This is a genomic window from Cellulomonas telluris (assembly GCF_004886325.1).
In the GTDB taxonomy this organism is placed as follows: Bacteria; Actinomycetota; Actinomycetes; order Actinomycetales; family Cellulomonadaceae; genus Cellulomonas; species Cellulomonas telluris.
This window is the reverse complement of the sequence record NZ_QXFN01000003.1, coordinates 466,047-486,769: the sequence shown is the minus strand read 5'-3', so window position 1 is coordinate 486,769 and position 20,723 is coordinate 466,047. Positions and strand designations below refer to the sequence as shown.

Genomic DNA, 20,723 nt, shown 5'->3' with positions numbered 1-20,723 from the left:
GCCGTCTCGCCGGCACGAGGCGTGGCGGACCCCTTGACCCTGACGGGCGGCCCGGCTCTCGCCGGGCCCTCTTCGTGTGCGGACGGACGTGAAGGTCGTGACCCGCGGGCGGCCGGTCGGCTGTACCCCGATCGGCTTCCAGCAGGATGGCACCGACTCTTCACCCGCGCATCTCGAACGAGCGACCTGCTCTCGACCCGCGACGTACCCGCCCTTGACGGTCCGGTCGCCTCGGGCGCGGCGGAGAACGGGGAGGATGGGCGCCGTGAGCACCGGTCCGCTGTCCCGCGGCGACGTCCTCGAGGTCGTCCCGTCCCCCGCCCCCGCCCGCACGGTCGTCCTCACGTCCGACGACGGCCCGAACCCGACGGACACCGGCGCGCTGCTCGACGTGCTCGCGCGCCTGCGGGCCGAATGGTGGACATTCACCGTCCCGGCATGAGGACGGCCCGCTCCGCACGGTGGACGCACCGGTTCCGGCCGGGGTGTCGGGCCCGGCCCGTACCGTGACGGGCGTGCACGTCGCCGCCCGCCTCGACCCGGTACCCGCGCTGTCCTCGATCGCCGCGCGGGCCGTCCCGGGGGTCGAGGAGGTCGACGTCGCCGCGGGGACGGTGCGGCGGCTGGTCGACCTCGGGGACGGCCCCGTGCCGGTCGTCGTGACCCTGGTGGCCGACGGTGCGTCGGCGCGGGTCGCGGACCCGGGCGCACCCGCGGACGGCACCGACGCCTTGCTGCGTCGCCTGCTGGGGCGCTGGTTCGGCCTCGACGACGACCTCGACGCGGTGCACGCGGCGCTCGGCGACGACCGGGTGCTCGGACCTCTCCTGCGCGCGCGTCCCCACCTGCGCGTGCTCGGGCACCCGGACGGCTTCGAGGCCGCGGTGCAGGCCGTGCTCACGCAGCAGGTGTCGCTGGGCGCGGGGCGCACGCTGGGTGCGCGCCTGGCCGAGGCCTACGGGCAGCCGCACCCGAGCGGTCTGCGCGCGTACCCCAGCCCCGAGGCGGTCGCGGCGGCGGACCCCGTGACGCTGCAGGCGGTGCTGCGCGTGCCGCACGCCCGCGCCGGCGCCGTGCACGCGATCGCGGTCGCGTGCGCCGACGGGCTCGCGCTGGCCCCCGGTGCCGACGTCCCGCAGGTGCGACGCACGCTGCTCGCGCTGCGCGGCGTCGGGCCGTGGACGGCGGACGTCGTCGCACTGCGGGCCCTCGGCGACCGGGACGCCTTCCCGTCCGGCGACCTGGTGCTGCGCCGGGCGCTGGCGGTGCCGCACGCGCGCGACGTCGCCGCGGCGGGCCTCGCCTGGGCGGGGTGGCGGGCGTGGGCCGCGACGCACCTGTGGGCGTCCGTGGGCTACGCCGACTGACGCCGGTCACGTCCCGGTCACGGCGCGGTCACGGGCCGGTCCGCAGGTCGCGGACGCGTCTCCGTCGTGCGGTGATCGGGTGACGGGCCGGTCACGATCGCACAACTCCCCCACGCCGTGCGGGGCCGCGCCCCTACGTTCGCCGCCATGACGAGCCGCCGCAGCGCGATGACCAGCACGCCCACCCGCCGCCGACCGCGCGCCCGGGCGCTGGTCGCCCTGACCGCCGCCGTCCTCGCCCTCGCCCTCGCCGGCTGCTCCGCGGACGGCAGCGGCGGCGCCGACGAGGCCGGCGAGCCGGCGGGGGCCGGGATGTCGCGCGACGAGGCGATGGGCGGCGACGCGGGCGGCGCGGCCGACGTCGCGCAGGAGGAGCCGGCCGCGGCGCCCGCCGACCGCCTCGTCGCCCAGACCGGCGACGTCACCGTCTCCGCCGAGGATCCCCGGGCGGCCGCGCGCGAGGTCGTCGCGCTCGTGGACCGGCACGGCGGGCGGGTGGACGACCGGTTCGAGCGGACCGGCTCCGGGGGCGACGACCGCGGCGAGGCGGTGCTGACGGTCCGCGTGCCCACTGCCGCCGTCACGGCCTTCATGGACGACCTGGCGGACGTGGGCACGGTCGAGCAGCTCGACCTGCGCGGCGAGGACGTCACGGTGGCCGCGCGCGACCTCGACGCGCGGCTCGCCGCGGCGGAGCTGTCGGTCGACCGCATGACCGACCTCCTCGGACGCGCCACGGCGCACGACGACGTCATCGCGGCCGAGCGCGCGCTCACCGACCGCCAGGAGAGCCTGGAGCGTCTGCGCTCGGAACGCGAGCAGCTCGCCGACCGCGTCGCCCTGTCGACGCTGCGGGTGGCGGTGCACCCGGCGGCCGAGGGGCGCGCCGCACAGGAGCGCGCCTCGTCGCCCGGCACCTTCCTCGACGGGCTGCGCACCGGCTGGGACGCGTTCCTCGCCGTGGGCGGCACGGTGCTCGTGGTGCTCGGCGTGCTGCTGCCGTGGCTCGTCGCCGGGGTGCTCGTCACCGCCGCGGTCGTCGCCGTGCGCCGCGGGCTGCGGACCCGGAGGCCCCAGCCGGACCTCTGACCCAGGACAGGAGCCCGCGCGGGTGCCACGCTGACAGGGTCCGGTCCGGCGCACCCGAGGTGAGGCATGAGCGCGACCAGCCCCGACACCACGACCGCCCCCGCCGGGGCCCCGGCCCCGTGGGCGGCGACCCCCGACGAGGTGCTGCAGGCGCTCCGGGCGCGGCCCCGCGGGCTGACGGACGACGAGAGCGCCCGCCGGCTGCGGGAGCACGGGCCCAACCGGCTGCCGACGCCGCCGCGGCCCCACCCCGTCGTGCGGTTCCTGCGGCACTTCGACGACGTCCTCATCTACATCCTGCTCGCGGCGGCCGTGCTCAAGGCGTTCCTCGGGGACTGGGTCGACTTCACCGTGATCCTCGTCGTGGCGGTCGTGAACGCCGTGGTCGGCATGGTGCAGGAGGGGCAGGCGGAGCGGGCGCTCGACGGCATCCGCACGATGCTCTCGCTCGAGGCGACCGCGCTGCGGGACGGGTCCTGGACCGCCGTCGACGCGGAGGCGCTCGTGCCCGGGGACGTGGTGCGGGTCCGCTCGGGCGACAAGGTGCCGGCCGACGCGCGCCTGCTCGACGCCACGGGCCTGCAGGTGGACGAGTCCGCGCTCACCGGCGAGTCCGTGCCCGCCGCCAAGGACGTGGCGCCCGTGGGTGCCGACGCGGGTGTCGGGGACCGCTCGAGCATGCTCTTCTCCGGCACGATCGTCGCGGCCGGGACCGCGGTGGCCGTCGTCACCGCCACCGGGGGCGGCACCGAGATCGGCCGGATCCAGTCGCTCATCGCCGACGTCGACCGCACCGAGACGCCGCTCAAGCGTCAGCTCACCCGGCTCGGCACGCTGCTGTCGCGCGGCATCCTGGCGATGGCGGCGCTCATGCTCGTCGTGGGGCGCGTCCTACACGCGTGGGACCCGCCCGAGCTGATCTCCGCGGCGATCGGGTTCGCGGTGGCCGCCGTGCCCGAGGGCCTGCCGGCGCTGGTCACGGTGACGCTCGCGCTCGGCGTGCAGCAGATGGCGCGCCGCAACGCGATCACGCGCAAGCTGCCGGCGGTCGAGGCGCTGGGGTCGGTCACCAGCATCTGCTCGGACAAGACGGGCACGCTCACGCGCAACGAGATGACCGCGCGGACGGTCGTCACCGCCGCCGGCACCTACGACGTCGAGGGCCTGGGCTACGAGCCGGCGGGCCGCGTGACGCGGGACGGGGCGGCCGCGCCCCTCGCCGTGCACGACGACCTGCGGGCGCTGGTGGAGGCGGCGGCGCTGTGCAACGACGCGCGCGTGGTGGCCGACGACGCCGGTCACTGGCGGGTCGTCGGCCAGCCCACCGAGGGCGCGCTGCGCACGCTCGCACTCAAGGCGGGGGCCGACGTGGAGGCTGCGGAGCGGCTGGCCGCCCTGCCGTTCGAGTCGGCGAACAAGTTCTCCGCGACGCTCGACCGCCTGCCGGGCGGCACGCTGCGCCTGCACGTCGTCGGGGCCCCGGACCGCCTGCTGGAGCGGGCCGTCGCGCAGCGGGGCCAGGACGGCCGGCCGGTGCCGCTCGACATCGCGCGCTGGGAGGCGACGGTCGACGGGCTCGGCGGTCAGGGGCTGCGCGTCCTCGCGGTGGCGTACCGCGACGCCGACTCCCCCGCGGCGCAGGTGACGGTGGACGACGTCGCCGAGGGGCTCGTGCTGCTGGGCGTCGTCGGGATCGTGGACCCGCCGCGCCCCGAGGCCGTGGCGGCCATCGCCGAGTGCCACCGCGCGGGCATCGCGGTGAAGATGATCACCGGCGACCACGTCGGGACCGCCGTGGCGATCGCGCGCGAGCTCGGCATCGTCCCGGCCGGCGAGCAGGTGGACGCGCTGACGGGCGCCCAGCTCGAGGCGATGAGCCAGGAGGAGCTGCGCACCCGGGTCCGGGACGTCGACGTGTACGCCCGCACGAGCCCGGAGCACAAGATCCGCATCGTCCGGGCGCTGCAGTCCCACGGCGAGGTCGTCGCGATGACCGGCGACGGCGTCAACGACGCACCCGCGCTGACCCGCGCCGACGTCGGCATCGCCATGGGCATCAAGGGCACGGAGGCGACGAAGGAGGCGGCGGAGATCGTCCTCGCCGACGACAACTTCGCGACCATCGAGCGGGCGGTCGAGGAGGGCCGGCGGATCTACGACAACATCCGCAAGTCCGTCGTCTTCCTGCTCCCGACCAACGGCGCCCAGTCGCTCGTCATCCTCGTCGCGGTGATGCTCGGGCTGGCCCTGCCGCTCTCGCCGGTGCAGATCCTGTGGGTCAACCTCGTGACGGCCGTGACGCTCTCCCTCGCGCTCGCCTACGAGCCGGCCGAGCCGGGGATCATGGACCGCCCGCCGCGCTCCCCGCGCGAGCCCGTGCTGTCCCGCAGGGCGCTCGTGCTGGTGGTCGCGGCGTCGCTGCTCATCGGCGGTGCGACGCTCGCGGTGTACCTGGTGGAGAAGCAGCTGGGCGCGGGCGACGGCGTCGCGCAGACCTCCGCGGTCACCGTGCTGGTGCTCGGGCAGGTCGCGTTCCTGCTGTCGTGCCGCTTCCTCGGCCGGTCGAGCCTCACGCCCCGCGTCCTCGTCGGCAACCGCGTCGTCTGGCTCGCCGTGGGCGTGCTGCTGGCGCTGCAGCTCGTCTTCACCTACGCGCCGTTCATGCACGGCTGGTTCGAGTCCGCGCCGATCGGGGTGCGCGACTGGGGGCTGGCCGCGGGGGCCGCGGTGCTCGTGCTGCTGCTGGTCGAGGCGGTCAAGGCGCTGACCCGCCGGACCGGTCGCTGACGCACCGCCAGCACGGCGAGACCTGCGGCGCCGGCCGCGGCGACGAGGGCGGCGGGCAGCGGGACGGCGCCGGCGCCGGCGCGGTCGACGACGACGCTGCCGAGCGCGGCGCCGGCGGCGATGCCTCCGTTCATGACCACGGGGATCACCGCACCGGCCGCCGTCCGCAGCGACTCCCCGGCGGCCCGCATGACCGTCGTCTGGGTGAGCGGCGGCAGCGCCCCCGTCGTGAGGCCCCACGCGACGGCGATCACGAGAGCGGCGACGGGGTGAGTGCCGGCGGCGGGTACCGCGGCGAGCACCACCGCGACCGCGACGGCCGTCACGGGCAGCGCGACCGCCGTGCCGCGGTCGTCGAGGCGCCCGACGACCGCGACGCCCACGGCCGAGGCGACGCCGAGCACCAGCAGCAGAGCCGTCATGCCGCCGGGCAGCGCGGCCGCCGGCCCGGCGAGCAGGCGTGTGACGAACGTGTACGCGGCGAAGTGACCCACGAGCACGACCCCGACCAGCCCGACGACCACGAGGATCGGCACGAGCGACGCGCGCGGGGCGTCCCCGTCCGCCGGGGTGGCGTCCGGGCGTCCGGGCAGCACGACCGTCCGGACGAGCAGCGCGGCGACCAGTGCGAGGACGGCGAGGCCCGCGAACGCCCCGCGCCAGCCGCCCGTGGCCGCCGCCAGGTTCGCGAGGGGCACGCCCAGCACGGTGCCGAGCGTGGCCCCGCCGAGCACGACGGCGACCGCGCGCGCCAGCCCGGCCGCGGGCACGAGCTGCGCGGTGTGCGCGTTCACCGTGGACCAGAGCAGCCCGCACGCGGCGGCGCCGAGCAGGCGCGCGGCGAGGACGAGCGCGTAGGCGTCCGCGAGCGCCGTCACCGTGGCGGAGGCCGCGAAGACGACGAGGGCGGCGGCGACGACGTCACGACGGCCCCACCGGGCGGTGAGGCGCACGAGCGGGACGCTGGCGAGGACGACGGTGAGCGCCCACGCCGAGACGAGCAGGCCGGTGCGGCCGGGTGGCACGCCGAGGTCCGCGCTCATGGCGGGGAGCACGGCGGTCGGCAGCATCTCGCCGGTGACCAGGACGAACGTCGACCCGGCGAGGACGAGCAGGCTCGGCCACGGCAGGGCCGCGGGGGGTGCGGAGGGGCTGCGCGGTGCGGCTGACGGTCTCATGTCCGCGACGCTAAAGTCTGACACCAGTGTGAAGGTCAAGGGTGGCGCCGACGCCACCGGCGCACCGGGAGGACGCATGAGGATCGGCGAGCTGGCACGGCGGACCGGCGTCTCGACACGGCTGCTGCGCTACTACGAGGAGCAGGGCCTGCTCGCGCCGGCGCGGTCCACGAACGCGTACCGCACCTACGGCGAGGAGGACGTGGCGCGGGTCGAGCGGGTCGCGGGGCTCGTGCGCGCCGGTGTCCCGACGCGCCTCATCAAGGTCCTGCTCGACCTCGAGGAGACGCAGGCGACGGACGTCGCGGCGTCGTGCCCCCGCACGGTCGCCGAGATGCTCGCCGCCGAGCTGGCGGGCCTCGACGAGCGCATCGCCTGCCTCACGCGCAGCCGCCGGACGCTGCACGACTACCTCGTGCGGACCGAGCACGACGTGCTCGTCGCGGACGCGGCGCGCGCGACCCGGGACGCCGGCGGGGCGCCCGCACCGGTCTGACCGGCTCGGCCTACCCGGGCCGCCCGTCGGCGCCGCCGCCGCGCCCGGCTCCCCCACCCGCACCGCCGCCCGCACCGCCGCCGCCGCGCTCGGGCGGGACGAACCACCGCACGGACCGGGCGACGTCACCCGCGCGCAGCCACGTGTGCCGCTCCGAGCGCGGGTCGCCCGGGTCGTCGCGCCACGCGACCATCACGTGCCCCCGGGTCCAGCGCACCGCACGCGCCGGGCGCCACTCCTCGTCGCCGTCCGTCCAGACGACGCGCACGATGACCGGCACGTCCCCCTGCGGACGCGTCGGGATCCCCTCCGGGATCTCGCAGTTGGCCACCTCCCGGCGTCCGGGCGGTGGTGGTGCGAGGGGGGCGGCGCGGTCGTGCATGCGGCCATCGTATCGAACAGGTGTTCGAGCGCACGCCACGGCGCGGGGTCGGGCGCAGGACCTCGCGCTGCCGCCCCGCACCGCTGCCGGCGGCGCCTCCCGCCCCCGCGGAGGCGCCGCCGGCGGTCCTCAGCCGACCGTCGCCACGGCGACGTCCGGGTGGTCCGAGAAGACGGCGTCGACGCCCGCGTCCACGAACGCGCGGATCTCGGCGGGCAGGTCCCCGTGCGCCGCCGGGTCCGCGCTGCTGCGCAGGTCCGCGGGCAGGAACTGGTTCTCGGCGCGGAACGTCCAGGCGTGCACCTCCAGGCCGGCACGGTGGGCGTCACGCACGACCGTGGTCGGCGCGCCGAGGGAGCCGTCCGCCTCCCGTGGGATCACGACGTCCTTGCACGCGCCGAGGCCGTCCGCGTAGCGGGCGATCTCGCGCAGCCCCTGGCGCGTGACGAGGTCCGCGTACGTGCGGGGGTCGCCCGCCGCGACGAGGTCCCACGGGGCGCCGCTGCAGCTCACGAGCTGCGCCAGCCGCACCTTCGTCATGCGGTCCAGCTCGCGCAGGTTGCCCGTCTCGAAGCTCTGCACGATCACCGGGGCCTTCTTGTGGTCCAGCCCGGCCGCGCGCAGCTCCGCCACGAGCGGCTCCTCGAGCGAGAGACCCACCGAGTCGAAGTACGACGGGTGCTTCGTCTCGGGGTACACGCCGACCTGCTCGCCGTCGCAGGTCACCGAGTGCCGCGCGAGGTCGAGCACCTCGGCGAGCGTCGGCACCTCGTACAGGCCGTCGAACGCGGCGCTGCCCGGGCGCAGGGCCGGGATGCGCTCCTTCGCGCGCAGGGTGCGCAGCTCCGCGAGCGTGAAGTCCTCCGTGAACCAGCCCGTCACCTGCTGGCCGTCGATGCTCTTCGTCGTCCGCCGGTCGGCGAACTCCGGCCGCGTCGCGACGTCGGTCGTCCCGCCGATCTCGTTCTCGTGCCGCGCGACGAGCACGCCGTCCTTCGTCGCCACGACGTCCGGCTCGATCCAGTCGGCGCACTGCCGGATCGCGAGCGCGTACGCCGCGAGCGTGTGCTCCGGGCGGTACCCGCTGGCACCGCGGTGGGCGATCACGTCGACCTCGCCGGGCCGCACGCGCTCACGGCGCAGCTCGACGAGCGCCATCTCGGTGTCGTCGGGCGTCCCCGGCACGCGTGCCGCGTTGCCCGGGTAGTTGTTGTCGTTGCCGATGAGCAGGCGGCCGTCCCGCAGCTGCACGACCGTCTCGAACGACTGCACCGGCAGGCTGAACGGGTCGCCCGTGCCGTAGCCGTCACCCGCCCCGATGCCGTACGGGTTCGCGATGTCGAGCGCGTCGAGCACGAGCTCCTTCTCGAGGAAGCCCTGCCGGTCCTCGCGCCGCAGGTCGACGCGGTAGACGCGCTTGACCACCGACGCGGCGCCGTCGAAGTTGTCGCGCTCCACCAGCAGCATCTCGTGCCTGCCCACCCAGAACGCGTCGCCCACGAGGTCGCCCTCGCGGTCGGCGCGGTAGTCCCACGTGCGGCCGGTCCAGGCGTTGCGGCGCGTGTCGAACTCGTGCACGACGCGGCGGCGCTGGTCGGGGTCGGCGGTGTACGCGTTCTCCAGGACGGGGTACAGGTACCGCCCGTCGCGCAGCCCCGCGAGCGCCTCGAAGCCGCCGGACGCCCGGACGGTCGGCTGCTCGCCCGGTGCGAGGTACGGGTTCTGCGGCGACGTGGCGCCGGGCAGCGGGACCGGCGGCGCGAGCAGCCTGCCCGTCGCGTCCACGTGCAGCAGGAACGGGCCGAACTCCTCGCCGATCCAGAACGAGCCGTCGCGCGCCCGCACGATGGACTCGACGTCGAAGTCGGCGCCGGTCAGGAGCCGGTCCGGGGTGTCGCCGTGCGTGATCGGGAAGTCCACGTGCCGGTCCGGGTCGCGCAGCGACAGGTGCTCGCCCACACGCAGCTCGCCGCTGCCGCCGTCCGCGGTCTGCCAGTCGGGCGTCACGCGGTAGATCCGGAGCAGGAAGTCGGCGGAGTTGGCCTTGGTGCCGAACCCGTTGTCCGGCAGCGCCCAGAACGTGCCGTCGCCGGCGTCGACGGCCCCCGAGAACCCGGGGATCACCTGCCCGGCGAAGGGCCCCTGCCGGCCGTTCGCGGCGGAGGCGAGCGCGCCCGACGGCGGACCGTCCGCGAGGAAGTCGGCCGACAGCGTGGCGCGGGCCACGAGCGTCGGGACGGTGACGGTGGCGCGACCCCGGTCGTGGCCGCGACCGCCGTCGAGCGTGGCGGCGCCCGCGGACGCGCCGGCCCCGACGGCCGGGTCCGCGGCCGACGGCACGGCCGCCGAGGCTGCGGTGGGAAGGAGGCCGGCGCCCAGCGCGAGGGCGGCGGCCAGGGCGAGCGGAGGCACGACGCTGCGTCTCATGCGTCCCAGTGAACGACTCATGGGCGTCACTGAACAGGACGAATCCGACAGACCGTCGTCCCGGTGGTGCGCACCCGGTGACGACCGGGTGAACGGGCGCCCGCCGCGGGTGCGCGGGGTCGCCGCGCCGGGCCAGGCTGGCCCCGTGCCGCACCCCTACCTGCACGACCCGTCGGGCGTCGTCGCGCTCGCGCACCGCGGCTTCTCCCTCGACGGGCGCGAGAACTCGATGGCGGCGTTCGCGGCCGCGGTCGACCTCGGCTTCCGCTACGTCGAGACGGACGCGCACGCGACCGCCGACGGCGTCGCGGTGGCGCTGCACGACGCGACGCTCGACCGCACGACGGACGGCCACGGCGCGGTCGCGGACCTGCCGTGGTCGGCCGTCGCCCGCGCGCGCATCGGGGGTGCCGAGCCGGTGCCGCGCCTCGACGAGCTGCTCGGGACGTGGCCGGACCTGCACGTGAACGTGGACGTCAAGGACGCACGCGCCGTCCGGCCGGTGGCGGAGGCGGTCGAGCGCACGCGCGCGCACGACCGCGTGTGCGTCGCGTCGTTCTCGCACGCGCGCCGCCGCGCCACGCTCGCGCTCCTGTCGCGCCCGGTGGCGCGGTCCGCCGGGACGCTCGAGGTGGCGCGGTTCGTGGCCGCGCACCGGCTGCGGCGGTCCGCCGCCGCAGCGCGGGCGCTGGAGGACGTCGACGCGCTCCAGGTGCCGGTGCGACAGGGCCCCCTGCGCGTCGTGGACGCCGGCACGGTCGCCGCGGCGCACGCGGGCGGCACGGCCGTGCACGTGTGGACCGTGAACGACCCGGCCGAGATGCACCGCCTGCTCGACCTCGGGGTCGACGGCCTGGTCACGGACCGCGCCGACCTGCTGCGCGACGTGCTGGTCGCGCGCGGGACCTGGCGCTGAGCCGACCACAGCCCCCGGCACCCGCCCCGACGTCCCCACCGCGGGCGGCGGCGCGGGACCTGTCGGGCGGCTCGGCTAGCGTGCGTCGCGTGACGGGGCCCGGACGCGACGGCGGACGCCTGCGCGTGCACACCGCCGCGCGGGCGGACGTGCTCGTCGACGCCCTGGCCGACCTGCTGGCGCAGCAGCCCGCCGACGCCGACCCGTTCGCGCGGGAGGTCGTCGCCGTGCCGACGCGCGGCGTCGAGCGGTGGGTCGCGCAGCGCCTGTCGTTGCGGCTCGGCGCCGGTCCGGACGGCGAGGGCGGGGTCTGCGCGCGGGTGGACTTCGAGCCGCCCGCGCGCCTGGTCCGGGAGGCGGTCGCCGTCGCCGCGGGCGTCGACCCCGACGGCGACCCGTGGGAGCCCGAGCGGCTCGGCTGGGCCGTGCTGCGCGCGCTCGACGAGGCGGTCGAGGGCGGCGCCGCCTGGGCCGCGCCGCTCGCGCGCCACGTCGGCGGGACCGGCGCCTCCGAGGGGTCCGGGGCCGACCGCCGGCTGCGGCTGGCCCGACGTCTCGCCGCGACGTTCACCGCGTACGCCTGGCAGCGGCCCGGGCTGCTGACGGCGTGGGCGGGAGACCGGGACGAGGACGGGTGCGGCGACCCGCTGCCCGCCGACCTCGCGTGGCAGCCCGCGCTGTGGCGCGCGGTCCGCCGCGCGCTGGACGTGCCGGACCCCGCCGAGCGGCTCGCGCGCGCGGTCTCGCGGCTGCGGGCGGAGCCTGACGTCGTCGACCTCCCCGCGCGCCTGTCGGTGCTCGGCGCGACCCGCCTGCCCGAGGCGCACCTCGACGTCCTCGACGCGCTGGCGGCGCACCGCGACGTGCACCTGTGGCTGCCGCACCCGTCCGCCGCGCTGTGGGACCGCGCCGCCGGCGCGACGCGTCCCGGTCCGCCGCCGCGCCGACGGGACCTGCCCGGCGTCGCCCGGCACCCGCTGCTCGCGTCGAGCGCCCGGGACGCGACCGAGCTCGGCGTGCGGCTCGTCGCACGGGACGCCGCGGTCGTGCACCACCCGGTCCCGTCGCCGCCGCCGACGGTGCTGGGCGCGCTGCAGGCGGCGCTGCGGGCGGACACGCGCCCGGCGGCCCCCCTCACCGTCCCGGCGGACGACCGCACGGTGCAGGTGCACGCGTGCCACGGCCGGTCCCGGCAGGTCGAGGTGCTGCGCGAGGCGCTGCTCGGCCTGCTCGCCGACGACCCCACGCTGCAGCCGCGCGACGTCGTGGTGCTGTGCCCCGACGTCGAGGCGTTCGCCCCGCTGGTGGTCGCGGCCTTCGGCACGGCGGAGGTCGACGGCGGCGACGACGAGCGCGGCGACCGCGCGCCCGTGCACCCCGGGCGCACGCTCCGCGTGCGCGTCGCCGACCGTGCGCCGGCCCGCACCAACCCCGTGCTGCGCGTCCTGGCGGACCTGCTCGCGCTCGCCGGGTCGCGCGTGACGGCGTCCGCGGTGCTCGACCTCGCCGGGCTCGACGCCGTGCGCCGGCGGTTCCGGCTGGACGACGCGGAGCTGGAGCGCGTGCGCGCGTGGACGCTCGCGTCGGGGGTGCGCTGGGGCGAGGACGTCGGCCGCCGCGCCCGCTACGGGCTGGGAGCGGTCGCGCAGGGCACCTGGCGCACCGCGACCGACCGGCTTCTGCTCGGCGTGGCGATGGCCGAGGACGAGCACCGCTTCGTCGGCTCGGCGCTGCCCCTGGACGACGTCGACAGCACGGAGGTCGACCTGGCCGGTCGCTTCGCCGAGCTCGTCGACCGGCTGACCGGGCTGCTCGCCGAGCTCGACGGCGCCCGCCCGGCGGGTGCCTGGTTCGACGCCCTCGACCGCGCGGTCACCCTGCTCACCGACGTCGGCCCGGGCGACGCGTGGCAGCAGGTCGAGGCGCGGGCGGTGCTCGCGGACGCGCGCGCGTCCGCCGAGGGGCACGACGCCCTGCCGCTGCGGCTCGCGGACGTCGTCGCGCTGCTCGAGCCCCGGCTCGCCGCACGCCCGACGCGCGCCGGCTTCCGCACCGGCGCGCTGACGGTGTGCTCGCTCGAGCCGATGCGCGCCGTGCCGCACCGGGTCGTCGCGCTGCTCGGCATGGACGACGGCGCGTTCCCCCGGCCGCCCCACGGCGCTGGCGACGACGTGCTCGCACGGGACCCCCTCGTCGGGGAGCGGGACCGCCGGGCGGAGGACCGTCAGCTGTTCCTCGACGCCGTCCTGGCCGCCGGCGACCACCTCGTCGTCGTGCACAGCGGAGCCGACGAGCGCACCGGCGCACCGCGGCCGCCGGCGGTCCCGGTCGGTGAGCTGCTCGACGCGCTCGACGAGACGGTGCAGCGCGCGGACGGCCGGCCGCTGCGCCCCTCCCTCGTCGTGCACCACCCGCTGCAGACGGTGGACGAGCGCAACTTCGTCGCGGGTGCGCTCGGCCGGCCCGGTCCGTTCAGCTTCGACGAGGTCGACCGGCGTGCCGCCGCCGCGGCGCGGGGTCCGCGCGCACCCCGCCCGCCGCTGCTCGTCGGCACCCTGCCCCCGTCGGAGCCCGAGTCGGTCGGCGCGGGCGAGGGCGACGCGAGCGCGGAGGTGGTGGACCTGGACGACCTGGCCGGCGTCCTCGAGCACCCCGTGCGCGCCTTCGTGCGGCAGCGGCTGCGCGCTGTCGTGCCCCGGGACGCCGACGACCTCGACGACCGCCTGCCCCTGCGGCTCGACCCCCTCGACGCCTGGGCGATCGGCGACCGGCTGCTCACCGCCGTCCTCGACGGCGAGGACCTCGGGCGCGCCGCGGCGGCCGAGCGCCGACGGGGCGACGTGCCGCCGGGCGCGCTCGGCTCGGCCGAGCTCGGCGACGTGGGCGCCCGCGTCGAGGCGGTCGCGGCCGCCGCCCGTCCCCTCACGCAGGTCCCGTCGACCACCGTCGACGTGACGGTGGCCCTGCCCGACGGGCGGACGCTCACCGGCACGGTCCCCGGCGTGCACGGGGACGTGCTGGTGCGCGCCGTGTACGCGCGGCTGGGCGCCCGGCACCGGCTGCGCGCGTGGGTCCGGCTGCTCGCGCTCACGGCCTCGGCCGGGCCCGTGTTGAGCGTGCGCGCGGCCGCCACGGTGGGCCGCGGGCACGGCACCCGGCCGTCCGCCGCCACGTCCTGGCTGCGCTCCCCCGACCCGGGCACGGCCCGGGCGGTGCTCGGGCGGCTCGTCGTGCTGCGGGACCGGGCACTGTGCGCGCCGCTGCCGCTGCCGACCGCGGCGGCCGCGACGTACGCGCAGCGCCGGCACGGTCACGACGACCCGGTGAGCGCGCTCGTCGACGCGGAGCAGACGCTGCGCGCCCGCCACGAGGACGAGGACGAGTACCACCGGCTGGCGTGGGGTGACGGGTTCCGGCTCGGTGCGGTGGCCGGCGAGCCCGGCCCCGAGGACCGCTCGGCCTGGCCCGAGGAGCCGACCCTGCTCGGCGCCCTCGCCCGCACCCTCTGGGAGGACCTCCTCGTGCACGAGACGGCGGGCGCGTCGTGACCGCCTCGGCACCCGCGGCCGCCGCCGTGTTCGACGTGTGCGGCGCCCTGCCGACCGGGACGACCGTGCTCGAGGCGAGCGCCGGCACCGGCAAGACGTTCACGATCGCCGCGCTCGCCGCGCGCTGGGTGGCCGAGGGGCACGCCGAGCTGCCCGAGCTGCTGGTCGTGACGTTCGGGCGCGCCGCGACGAGCGAGCTGCGCGACCGGGTGCGCGAGCGCCTGGTCGGCACGGAGCGCGCACTGCGCGACCCGGCGTCCGCCCGGGTGCACCCCGACGCGGTCGTGCGGCACCTCGCCGACGTGGACGACGCCGAGGTCCGACGGCGGCGCGAGCGCCTGACGGTCGCGCTCTCGCAGGTGGACGCCGCGACGATCACCACCACGCACGGCTTCTGCCGCCAGGTGCTGCGGTTGCTCGGCACGGCGACGACCACCGGGGACGTCGACCCCGACGCGGCGCTCCTGCCGGACGTGGCCGACCTCGAGGCGGAGGTGGTCGAGGACCTCTACCTCGCCGCGTACGCGGGCACCGCCGCCCCGCCGCTGACCGTCGAGGACGCGCGGCAGGTCGCGCGGGCCGCCGTCAGCGACCACGCCGCCGCCCTCGCCCCGGACGACGCCGAGCCGGGCACGCCGCCGGACCACCGCGTGCGCCTCGCCCGGGCGGTGCGCCGCACCCTCCTGCGTCGCAAGCGCGCGGGCCGGCTCGTCGACTACGACGACCTGCTCGTGCTGCTGCGCGACGCCCTCACCGACCCGGCCACGGGCCGGGACGCCGCCGCACGCGTGCGGGCGCCGTACCGGGTCGTGCTGGTCGACGAGTTCCAGGACACCGACCCCGTGCAGTGGGACGTGCTGCGCACGGCGTTCCACGGGCACCGGACGCTCGTGCTCATCGGCGACCCGAAGCAGGCCATCTACGCCTTCCGCGGCGCGGACGTGCACACCTACCTCGCGGCCCGGTCGGTCGCGACCACCGCGACGCTCGGCCGCAGCTGGCGCGCCGACCCGGAGGTGCTCGAGGGCCTCGGGCACGTCCTCGGCGGCGCGGCGCTCGGCGACCCGCGGATCGTCGTGCACCCGGTGGAGGCGGGCCGCACGGGCCGGCGTCTGGACGGGGGTCCCCCGGTCGTCCTGCGTCGCGTGACGCGTCGCGCGGTCGGAGCGGGCAGCGCGGCGCCCCGCGTCGACGCCGTGCGCACGCTCGTCCACCGGGACGTCGCCGCGGAGGTGGTCCGGGCCCTGGGGCGCACGCGGCTGCGCGACGGGGACGACTGGCGGGCGCTGCGACCGGGCGACGTCGCCGTGCTCGCCCGGCGCAACGCGGACGCCCTCGCGGTGCGCGAGGCGCTCGTGTCGGCCGGTGTGCCGGCCGTCGTCTCCGGGTTGTCCAGCGTGTTCGCCACCTCGGCCGCCCGCGACTGGCTGGTGCTCCTCTCGGCGCTCGCGAGCACCGGCGACCCGGCACGCGTCGCCGCGGCGTCGCTGACGCCGTTCGTCGGGTGGGACGCCCGCCGGCTCGCGGGCGCGGACGACGCCGCGCGCGAGGACCTCGCCGACCGGCTGCGCGGGTGGTCGCACGTGCTCGCCCGGCAGGGCGTGGCGGCGCTCGTCGAGGCGACGGCGGCCGCAGGCCTGCACGAGCGGCTGCTGCGCCAGGACGACGGCGAGCGCGCGCTGACCGACGCGCGGCACGTGGGCGAGGTGCTGCACGCCGTGGCCCGCGAGCGCGCGCTCGGCGCGGCCGCCCTGACGGAGTGGCTGCGTGCGCGGATCGACGAGGCGGCCGTCGACTACGCCGAGGAGCGCAGCCGGCGCCTGGAGACGGACGCCGCCGCGGTGCAGGTCGTGACGGTCCACGCGGCGAAGGGGCTGGAGTTCCCGGTGGTGCTCGTGCCGTTCGCGTGGGACCGGTTCGTGCCGCGCGACCCGCCGGTCCTGCGGTACCACGACGCCGACGGCGCCCGGCGGCTGCACGTCGGCGGGCGCGGCAGCCCGGGGTACGAGGAGGCGCGCGCGCTGCACCAGGCGGAGGAGGCGGGCGAGGACCTGCGCCTGGCGTACGTGGCCCTCACGCGCGCGAGCAGCCAGGTGGTGGTGTGGTGGGCGCCGAGCACGGTGTCCGCGGGCGGCGCCGTCGGTCGGCTGGTCCTGGGGGCCCGCGACGCCGACGGCAGCCCGCCGGCGACGGTCCCGGTGCCGCGCGACGACCAGGCGGCCGCCGCCTTCGACGCACTCGCGGCGCGCAGCGGCGGCACCGTGGTGCACGAGGTGGTCGACGCGCCGCCGCCGCCGGTGCGCTGGCGGCCGGCGGCGGGCGAGCAGGCTCCGCTCGACGTCGCGCACCTGGGACGGGACGTGGACACGGCGTGGCGCCGCACGTCCTACTCGGGCCTCACGGCCGCCGCCCACGCGGCGCCGCCTCGACCGGGCACCCCGGTCCCGGCCGACGACGCCCCCGGGGTCGCGGACGAGCCGGAGACGCCGGGCCTCGTGGACGAGCCGGAGGACGCCGCGCCCCCGCCCACCGCGACGCGTGGCGACGGGGACGCGCGGCTGCGGTCCGTGCGCTCCCCCCTCGCGGACCTGCCGGGCGGCACCGCGTTCGGCACGCTCGTGCACGAGGTGCTCGAGCAGGTCGACACGGGCGCGGACGACCTCGCCGCGGAGGTGGTCGCCCGGTGCCGGCGCGCCGCTCTCGGCTCTGGGGTCGACCCGGACCGCCTGGCGGCCGCGCTGCTGCCCGTGCTGCGCACGCCCGGCGGCCCCCTGCTGGGCGGCCGCGCGCTCGCCGAGATCCACCCGCGGGACCGCCTCGCGGAGCTCGACTTCGAGCTGCCGCTGGCCGGCGGCGACGAGCCTGCTGCCGGCCCGGGCGGCACCGGGGGGCGGCGCCCGGCGCGCCTGCGCGACGTCGCGCGGCTCGTCGCCGCCCACCTCGCCCCGGACGACCCCTTCCGGCCGTGGGCTCACCGCCTCGCCGACCTGGACCGGCCGGGCGGCGACGGGCACGGCCCCGGCGCCCTGCGCGGCTACCTGACGGGCAGCATCGACGCCGTCCTGCGCGTGCCCGGGCCGGACGGCCCGCGGTTCGTCGTCGTCGACTACAAGACGAACCGGCTCGCCCCGCCCGACGAGCCGCTGACCGCGTGGCACTACCGTCCGGCGGCGCTCGTCGCCGCCATGACCGACGCCCACTACCCGCTGCAGCTGCTGCTGTACGCGGTTGCGCTGCACCGGTACCTGCGGTGGCGGCTCCCCGCGTACGACCCCGAGCGGCACCTGGGCGGCGGCGCCTACCTGTTCGTGCGCGGCATGTGCGGACCGGCGACCCCGCTCGTCGGGGACGACCCGTGCGGGGTGGTGTCGTGGCGGCCGCCCGCACCGCTCGTCGTCGCCCTGTCCGCGCTGCTGGGCGGCACGTCCGACGGGAGCGGGACGTGACCGGGGGGCGCTCGGCCCCGGCGGACGGACCCGCGGCGGACGCGACCACGGCGGACGCGACCTTGGTCGACGCGACCACGGCGGACGGGACCACGGCGCGCGGGACCGAGCGCGGCGACGCCGGCGACCCCCGGCTGCCGTGGCGTGCGCCGCCGCTGCTCGCCGCGTTCGCGTCCGCGGGCGTGCTGACGGCCGCGGACGTGCGCGTCGCCGAACGGCTCGGCACCCTCACCGGTGAGGCGGACGGTCGCGTGCTGCTCGCGGCGGCGCTCGCCGTGCGGGCGGTCCGCGCCGGCTCGGTCTGCCTGCCGCTGGCCGAGGCGCACGCCCTCGTCGACGTCGCGGACCCGGACGCCGGCGGAGCCGCCCACGGTCCGGTGCCCGACGGCACCGAGGACCTGCCCGGGGCGGACCTCGTCGCCGCGCTCCCCTGGCCGGACGCGGTCGCGTGGGAGGACGCCGTGCGCCGGTCCCCGATGGTCGCGGACGGGCCCGACGGTCCGCGGGACCGACCGGTGCGCTGGGTCGACGGCCGCGTCTACCTGGACCGGTACTGGCGCGACGAGCAGGTGGTGCGGCACGTCGCCGACGAGCGCCTCGCCGCCGTCCTGCCCGCCGACGACGACGCGGTCCGCACCGCGCTCGCCGCCCGGTTCCCCGAGGCGGACGACGCCCGCCAGCGTCTCGCCGCCGCCACCGCGGCCGTCTCCCGGCTCACCGTGCTGACCGGGGGGCCGGGCACGGGCAAGACGACGACCGTCGCGCGGCTGGTGGCGGTGCTGCGTGACCTGCACGGCGCGGACCTGCGGATCGCCCTCGCCGCGCCGACGGGGCGGGCGGCGGCCCGCCTGCAGGAGGCGGTCGACGCCCAGCTCACCGCCCTCGCGGTCGCGGGCGGGGGCGCGCGCCCGCCGACCCTGCGCGCGTCGACGCTGCACCGCCTGCTCGGACCGCGCCCCGGCGGCGGCACCCGCTTCCGCCACGACCGCACCCACCGGCTGCCGCACGAGGTGGTGGTCGTCGACGAGGCCTCGATGGTCTCGCTGCCGCTGCTCGCCCGGCTCCTGGACGCCCTGCGGCCGGACGCGCGGCTCGTGCTCGTGGGCGACCCGGACCAGCTCGCGTCGGTCGAGGTCGGCGCCGTGCTGGGCGACCTCGTCGCGCGCGTCCCGACCGCGGACGCGCTGCCGGCCCGGCTCGCCGCGCTCGTGCCGGCCGAGGCGCGCGACGCCGACCCGGCGGCGCTGCGCGGCGGCGTCGTCCGGCTGACCGTGCCGCACCGCTTCGGCACCGACCTCGCCGCGCTCGCCGACGCGGTCCGGCGGGGCCGCGGGGACGACGTGCTCGCCCTCCTGCGGGCCGGCGGGCCGCACGTGTCGTTCGTCGAGACGGCGGGCGCCGTGCCGGACGAGGCGGAGCTCGCAGGCGTGCGCGACGACGTCGCGACGTCCGGGGCCGCGGTGGTCCGGGCCGCGCGCGCGGGGGACGCCGCGGGGGCGCTCGACGCGCTCGGCCGGCACCGGCTCCTGCTGGCGCACCGGCGCGGTCTCCTCGGGGTGTCGCACTGGGCCACGGTCGCGCAGGAGTGGGTGGACGCCGCGGCCGGGCCGGGCGACGGCCCCCGCGGGCCGTGGGAGGTCGGCACGCCGCTGCTCGTGGCGGTGAACGACCGAACCACCGGGCTCGCCAACGGCGACACCGGTGTCGTGGTCGGCGACGGCGCGGGCGGGGCCGTGGTCGCGTTCGGCACACCGTCGGCACCGCGGCTCGTGCGCCCGCACCGGCTGCCCGCCGTCGAGCCGGTGCACGCCATGACCGTGCACCGCGCGCAGGGCAGCCAGTACGGGCGGGTGTCGGTGCTCCTGCCGCCCGCCGCGTCCCCGCTGCTCACCCGCGAGCTCCTCTACACGGCGGTCACCCGCGCCCGGGACGCCGTCACGGTCGTGGGCACCGCCGACGCCGTCCTCGCGGCGGTCACCCGTCCCGTGCGCCGCGCCAGCGGGCTGCGTTTCGCGCGCTGAGCCGAGGCGCGGCGCCCGCGCCCGGTGGCGCGCCGGGTCGCGCCGTCAGGTGCTCGCGCGCGTCACCAGGTCGATGGAGGGCTCGTCGTCGGGCTCCGGCAGGCCCAGCTCCGGCTGGAGCAGCCGCAGCAGGTGGCGCGCCAGCCCGGTCCCCGTGTCGCCGGTGTGGACGCGGACCGTGGTGATCGGCGGAAGCGCCAGCCGGGCGAGGGGCACGTCGTCGACACCGACGACCGCCAGGTCCTCGGGCACGCGGACGCCCGCCCCGTGCGCCCCCGCGAGCAGGGCCAGCGCGACCTCGTCGTCGTAGGCGACCGCGGCGGTCACCGGCTCCTCGCGGTCCCGCAGGCGGCGCACGGCCCGGGTGGCGGCGTCCGGGTAGAGCGGCACGTCGACCACCACGGGGGCCGGCAGGCCCCGCGCCGCGCACAGCGACCGGACCCCGGCGAGCCGTCCGCGCATCAGCACGACCGCGAGCGGGTGCGCCGACGCCGCGTAGCCCAGCCGCGTGTGCCCGCGGTCGAGGAGGTGCGCGGCCTGGATCTCGCCCACGCGCTCCTGCGGGATGCGGACCACGTTGCCCCCGGTGCCGTCGACGGAGACCCCCACGACGGGGATGCCCCGCTGCCGCGCCGCGCCGAGCTCGTCGGGGGCGAACGCGGCGAACTGCGCCAGCGCCACGGGGGCCAGCGCCCGCAGCATCTCGTCGAGGGAGCGTCCCCGGCGCCGCTGGAACACCACGCTGTACCCCTGCGACTCCAGCACCTGCCCGAACGCCTCGAGCACCTGCACCACCACGGGGCCGAGCGGCGCGTCCGCCAGCACGCCGACGACCACGCCGGTGCTCCCGCTGCGCAGGGCGCGCGCCGCGGCCGAGGGCGTGTACCCGAGCTCCTCCGCCGCCTGCAGGACCCGCGCCTGCGTGGCCGCGCTGATGCTCTGGCCCGGAGTGTGGTTGAGGACGTAGCTCACCGTGCTCTGCGAGACGCCCGCCCGCTGGGCCACGTCCCTCGAGGTCACACGTCGTTCCGACATCGCCGTCCTCCTTCGTGCCTGCCGCCCGCCC

Annotated in this window: 12 protein-coding genes and 1 pseudogene; 9 read left to right on the top strand and 4 right to left on the bottom strand. The window is 78.2% G+C overall.

Going from position 1 to position 20,723, the window contains the following annotated elements; translation table 11 throughout:
* The first annotated feature begins 265 nt into the window (after positions 1-265).
* The 4 genes from FB586_RS11075 (at position 266) to FB586_RS11060 (ending at position 5,243) form a co-directional block, all read left to right on the top strand.
* A complete protein-coding gene (locus FB586_RS11075) occupies positions 266-442 on the top strand; it encodes a hypothetical protein (protein ID WP_246036702.1) in 177 nt (58 codons plus the stop codon).
* A gap of 73 nt (positions 443-515) precedes the next feature.
* Positions 516-1,367 (top strand): DNA-3-methyladenine glycosylase family protein, encoded by an 852-nt coding sequence (locus FB586_RS11070; protein WP_136519359.1) that lies wholly within the window; start codon positions 516-518, stop codon positions 1,365-1,367.
* Between the two features lie 147 nt (positions 1,368-1,514).
* A complete protein-coding gene (locus FB586_RS11065; RefSeq protein ID WP_136519358.1) occupies positions 1,515-2,456 on the top strand; it encodes a DUF4349 domain-containing protein in 942 nt (313 codons plus the stop codon).
* 66 nt (positions 2,457-2,522) lie between these two features.
* The gene (locus tag FB586_RS11060) at positions 2,523-5,243 is read left to right on the top strand and encodes a cation-translocating P-type ATPase (RefSeq protein WP_136519357.1); all 2,721 of its coding nucleotides are present in this window, start codon (positions 2,523-2,525) and stop codon (positions 5,241-5,243) included.
* A gap of 119 nt (positions 5,244-5,362) precedes the next feature.
* Here FB586_RS11060 and FB586_RS20025 read toward each other — a convergent pair.
* Positions 5,363-6,421 (bottom strand): annotated as a pseudogene (locus FB586_RS20025) (MFS transporter); the annotation flags it as partial.
* Between the two features lie 76 nt (positions 6,422-6,497).
* Here FB586_RS20025 and FB586_RS11050 point away from each other — a divergent pair.
* Positions 6,498-6,917 (top strand): MerR family transcriptional regulator, encoded by a 420-nt coding sequence (locus FB586_RS11050; protein ID WP_136519356.1) that lies wholly within the window; start codon positions 6,498-6,500, stop codon positions 6,915-6,917.
* A gap of 10 nt (positions 6,918-6,927) precedes the next feature.
* Here FB586_RS11050 and FB586_RS11045 read toward each other — a convergent pair whose 3' ends face one another.
* Together FB586_RS11045 and FB586_RS11040 are read right to left on the bottom strand one after the other, a co-directional pair.
* Positions 6,928-7,299, bottom strand: coding sequence for a hypothetical protein (locus FB586_RS11045; protein ID WP_246036701.1), 372 nt, complete (start codon positions 7,297-7,299; stop codon positions 6,928-6,930).
* Between the two features lie 129 nt (positions 7,300-7,428).
* The gene (locus FB586_RS11040; RefSeq protein WP_136519355.1) at positions 7,429-9,726 is read right to left on the bottom strand and encodes an esterase-like activity of phytase family protein; all 2,298 of its coding nucleotides are present in this window, start codon (positions 9,724-9,726) and stop codon (positions 7,429-7,431) included.
* A 145-nt stretch (positions 9,727-9,871) separates the two neighbouring features.
* Here FB586_RS11040 and FB586_RS11035 point away from each other — a divergent pair, with 145 nt between their 5' ends.
* The 4 genes from FB586_RS11035 to recD all read left to right on the top strand — a co-directional run bounded on the left by FB586_RS11035 (position 9,872) and on the right by recD (position 19,657).
* Positions 9,872-10,642: a glycerophosphodiester phosphodiesterase family protein gene (locus tag FB586_RS11035; RefSeq protein ID WP_246036700.1), complete on the top strand. Its 771-nt coding sequence runs from the start codon at positions 9,872-9,874 to the stop codon at positions 10,640-10,642.
* An 89-nt stretch (positions 10,643-10,731) separates the two neighbouring features.
* Positions 10,732-14,190, top strand: coding sequence for an exodeoxyribonuclease V subunit gamma (gene recC, locus FB586_RS11030; protein ID WP_246036699.1), 3,459 nt, complete (start codon positions 10,732-10,734; stop codon positions 14,188-14,190).
* Positions 14,187-17,636, top strand: a complete 3,450-nt coding sequence (locus FB586_RS11025; RefSeq protein ID WP_136519353.1) for a UvrD-helicase domain-containing protein — start codon at positions 14,187-14,189, stop codon at positions 17,634-17,636. Before recC ends, FB586_RS11025 begins: the two co-directional genes overlap by 4 nt.
* Positions 17,633-19,657 (top strand): exodeoxyribonuclease V subunit alpha, encoded by a 2,025-nt coding sequence (recD, locus tag FB586_RS11020; protein WP_246036698.1) that lies wholly within the window; start codon positions 17,633-17,635, stop codon positions 19,655-19,657. The genes FB586_RS11025 and recD overlap by 4 nt, the downstream gene beginning before the upstream one ends.
* Positions 19,658-19,702: 45 nt before the next feature.
* On the opposite strand, the gene FB586_RS11015 is transcribed toward recD, so the two are convergent.
* Positions 19,703-20,692, bottom strand: coding sequence for a LacI family DNA-binding transcriptional regulator (locus tag FB586_RS11015; RefSeq protein WP_136519352.1), 990 nt, complete (start codon positions 20,690-20,692; stop codon positions 19,703-19,705).
* Positions 20,693-20,723: the final 31 nt, after the last annotated feature.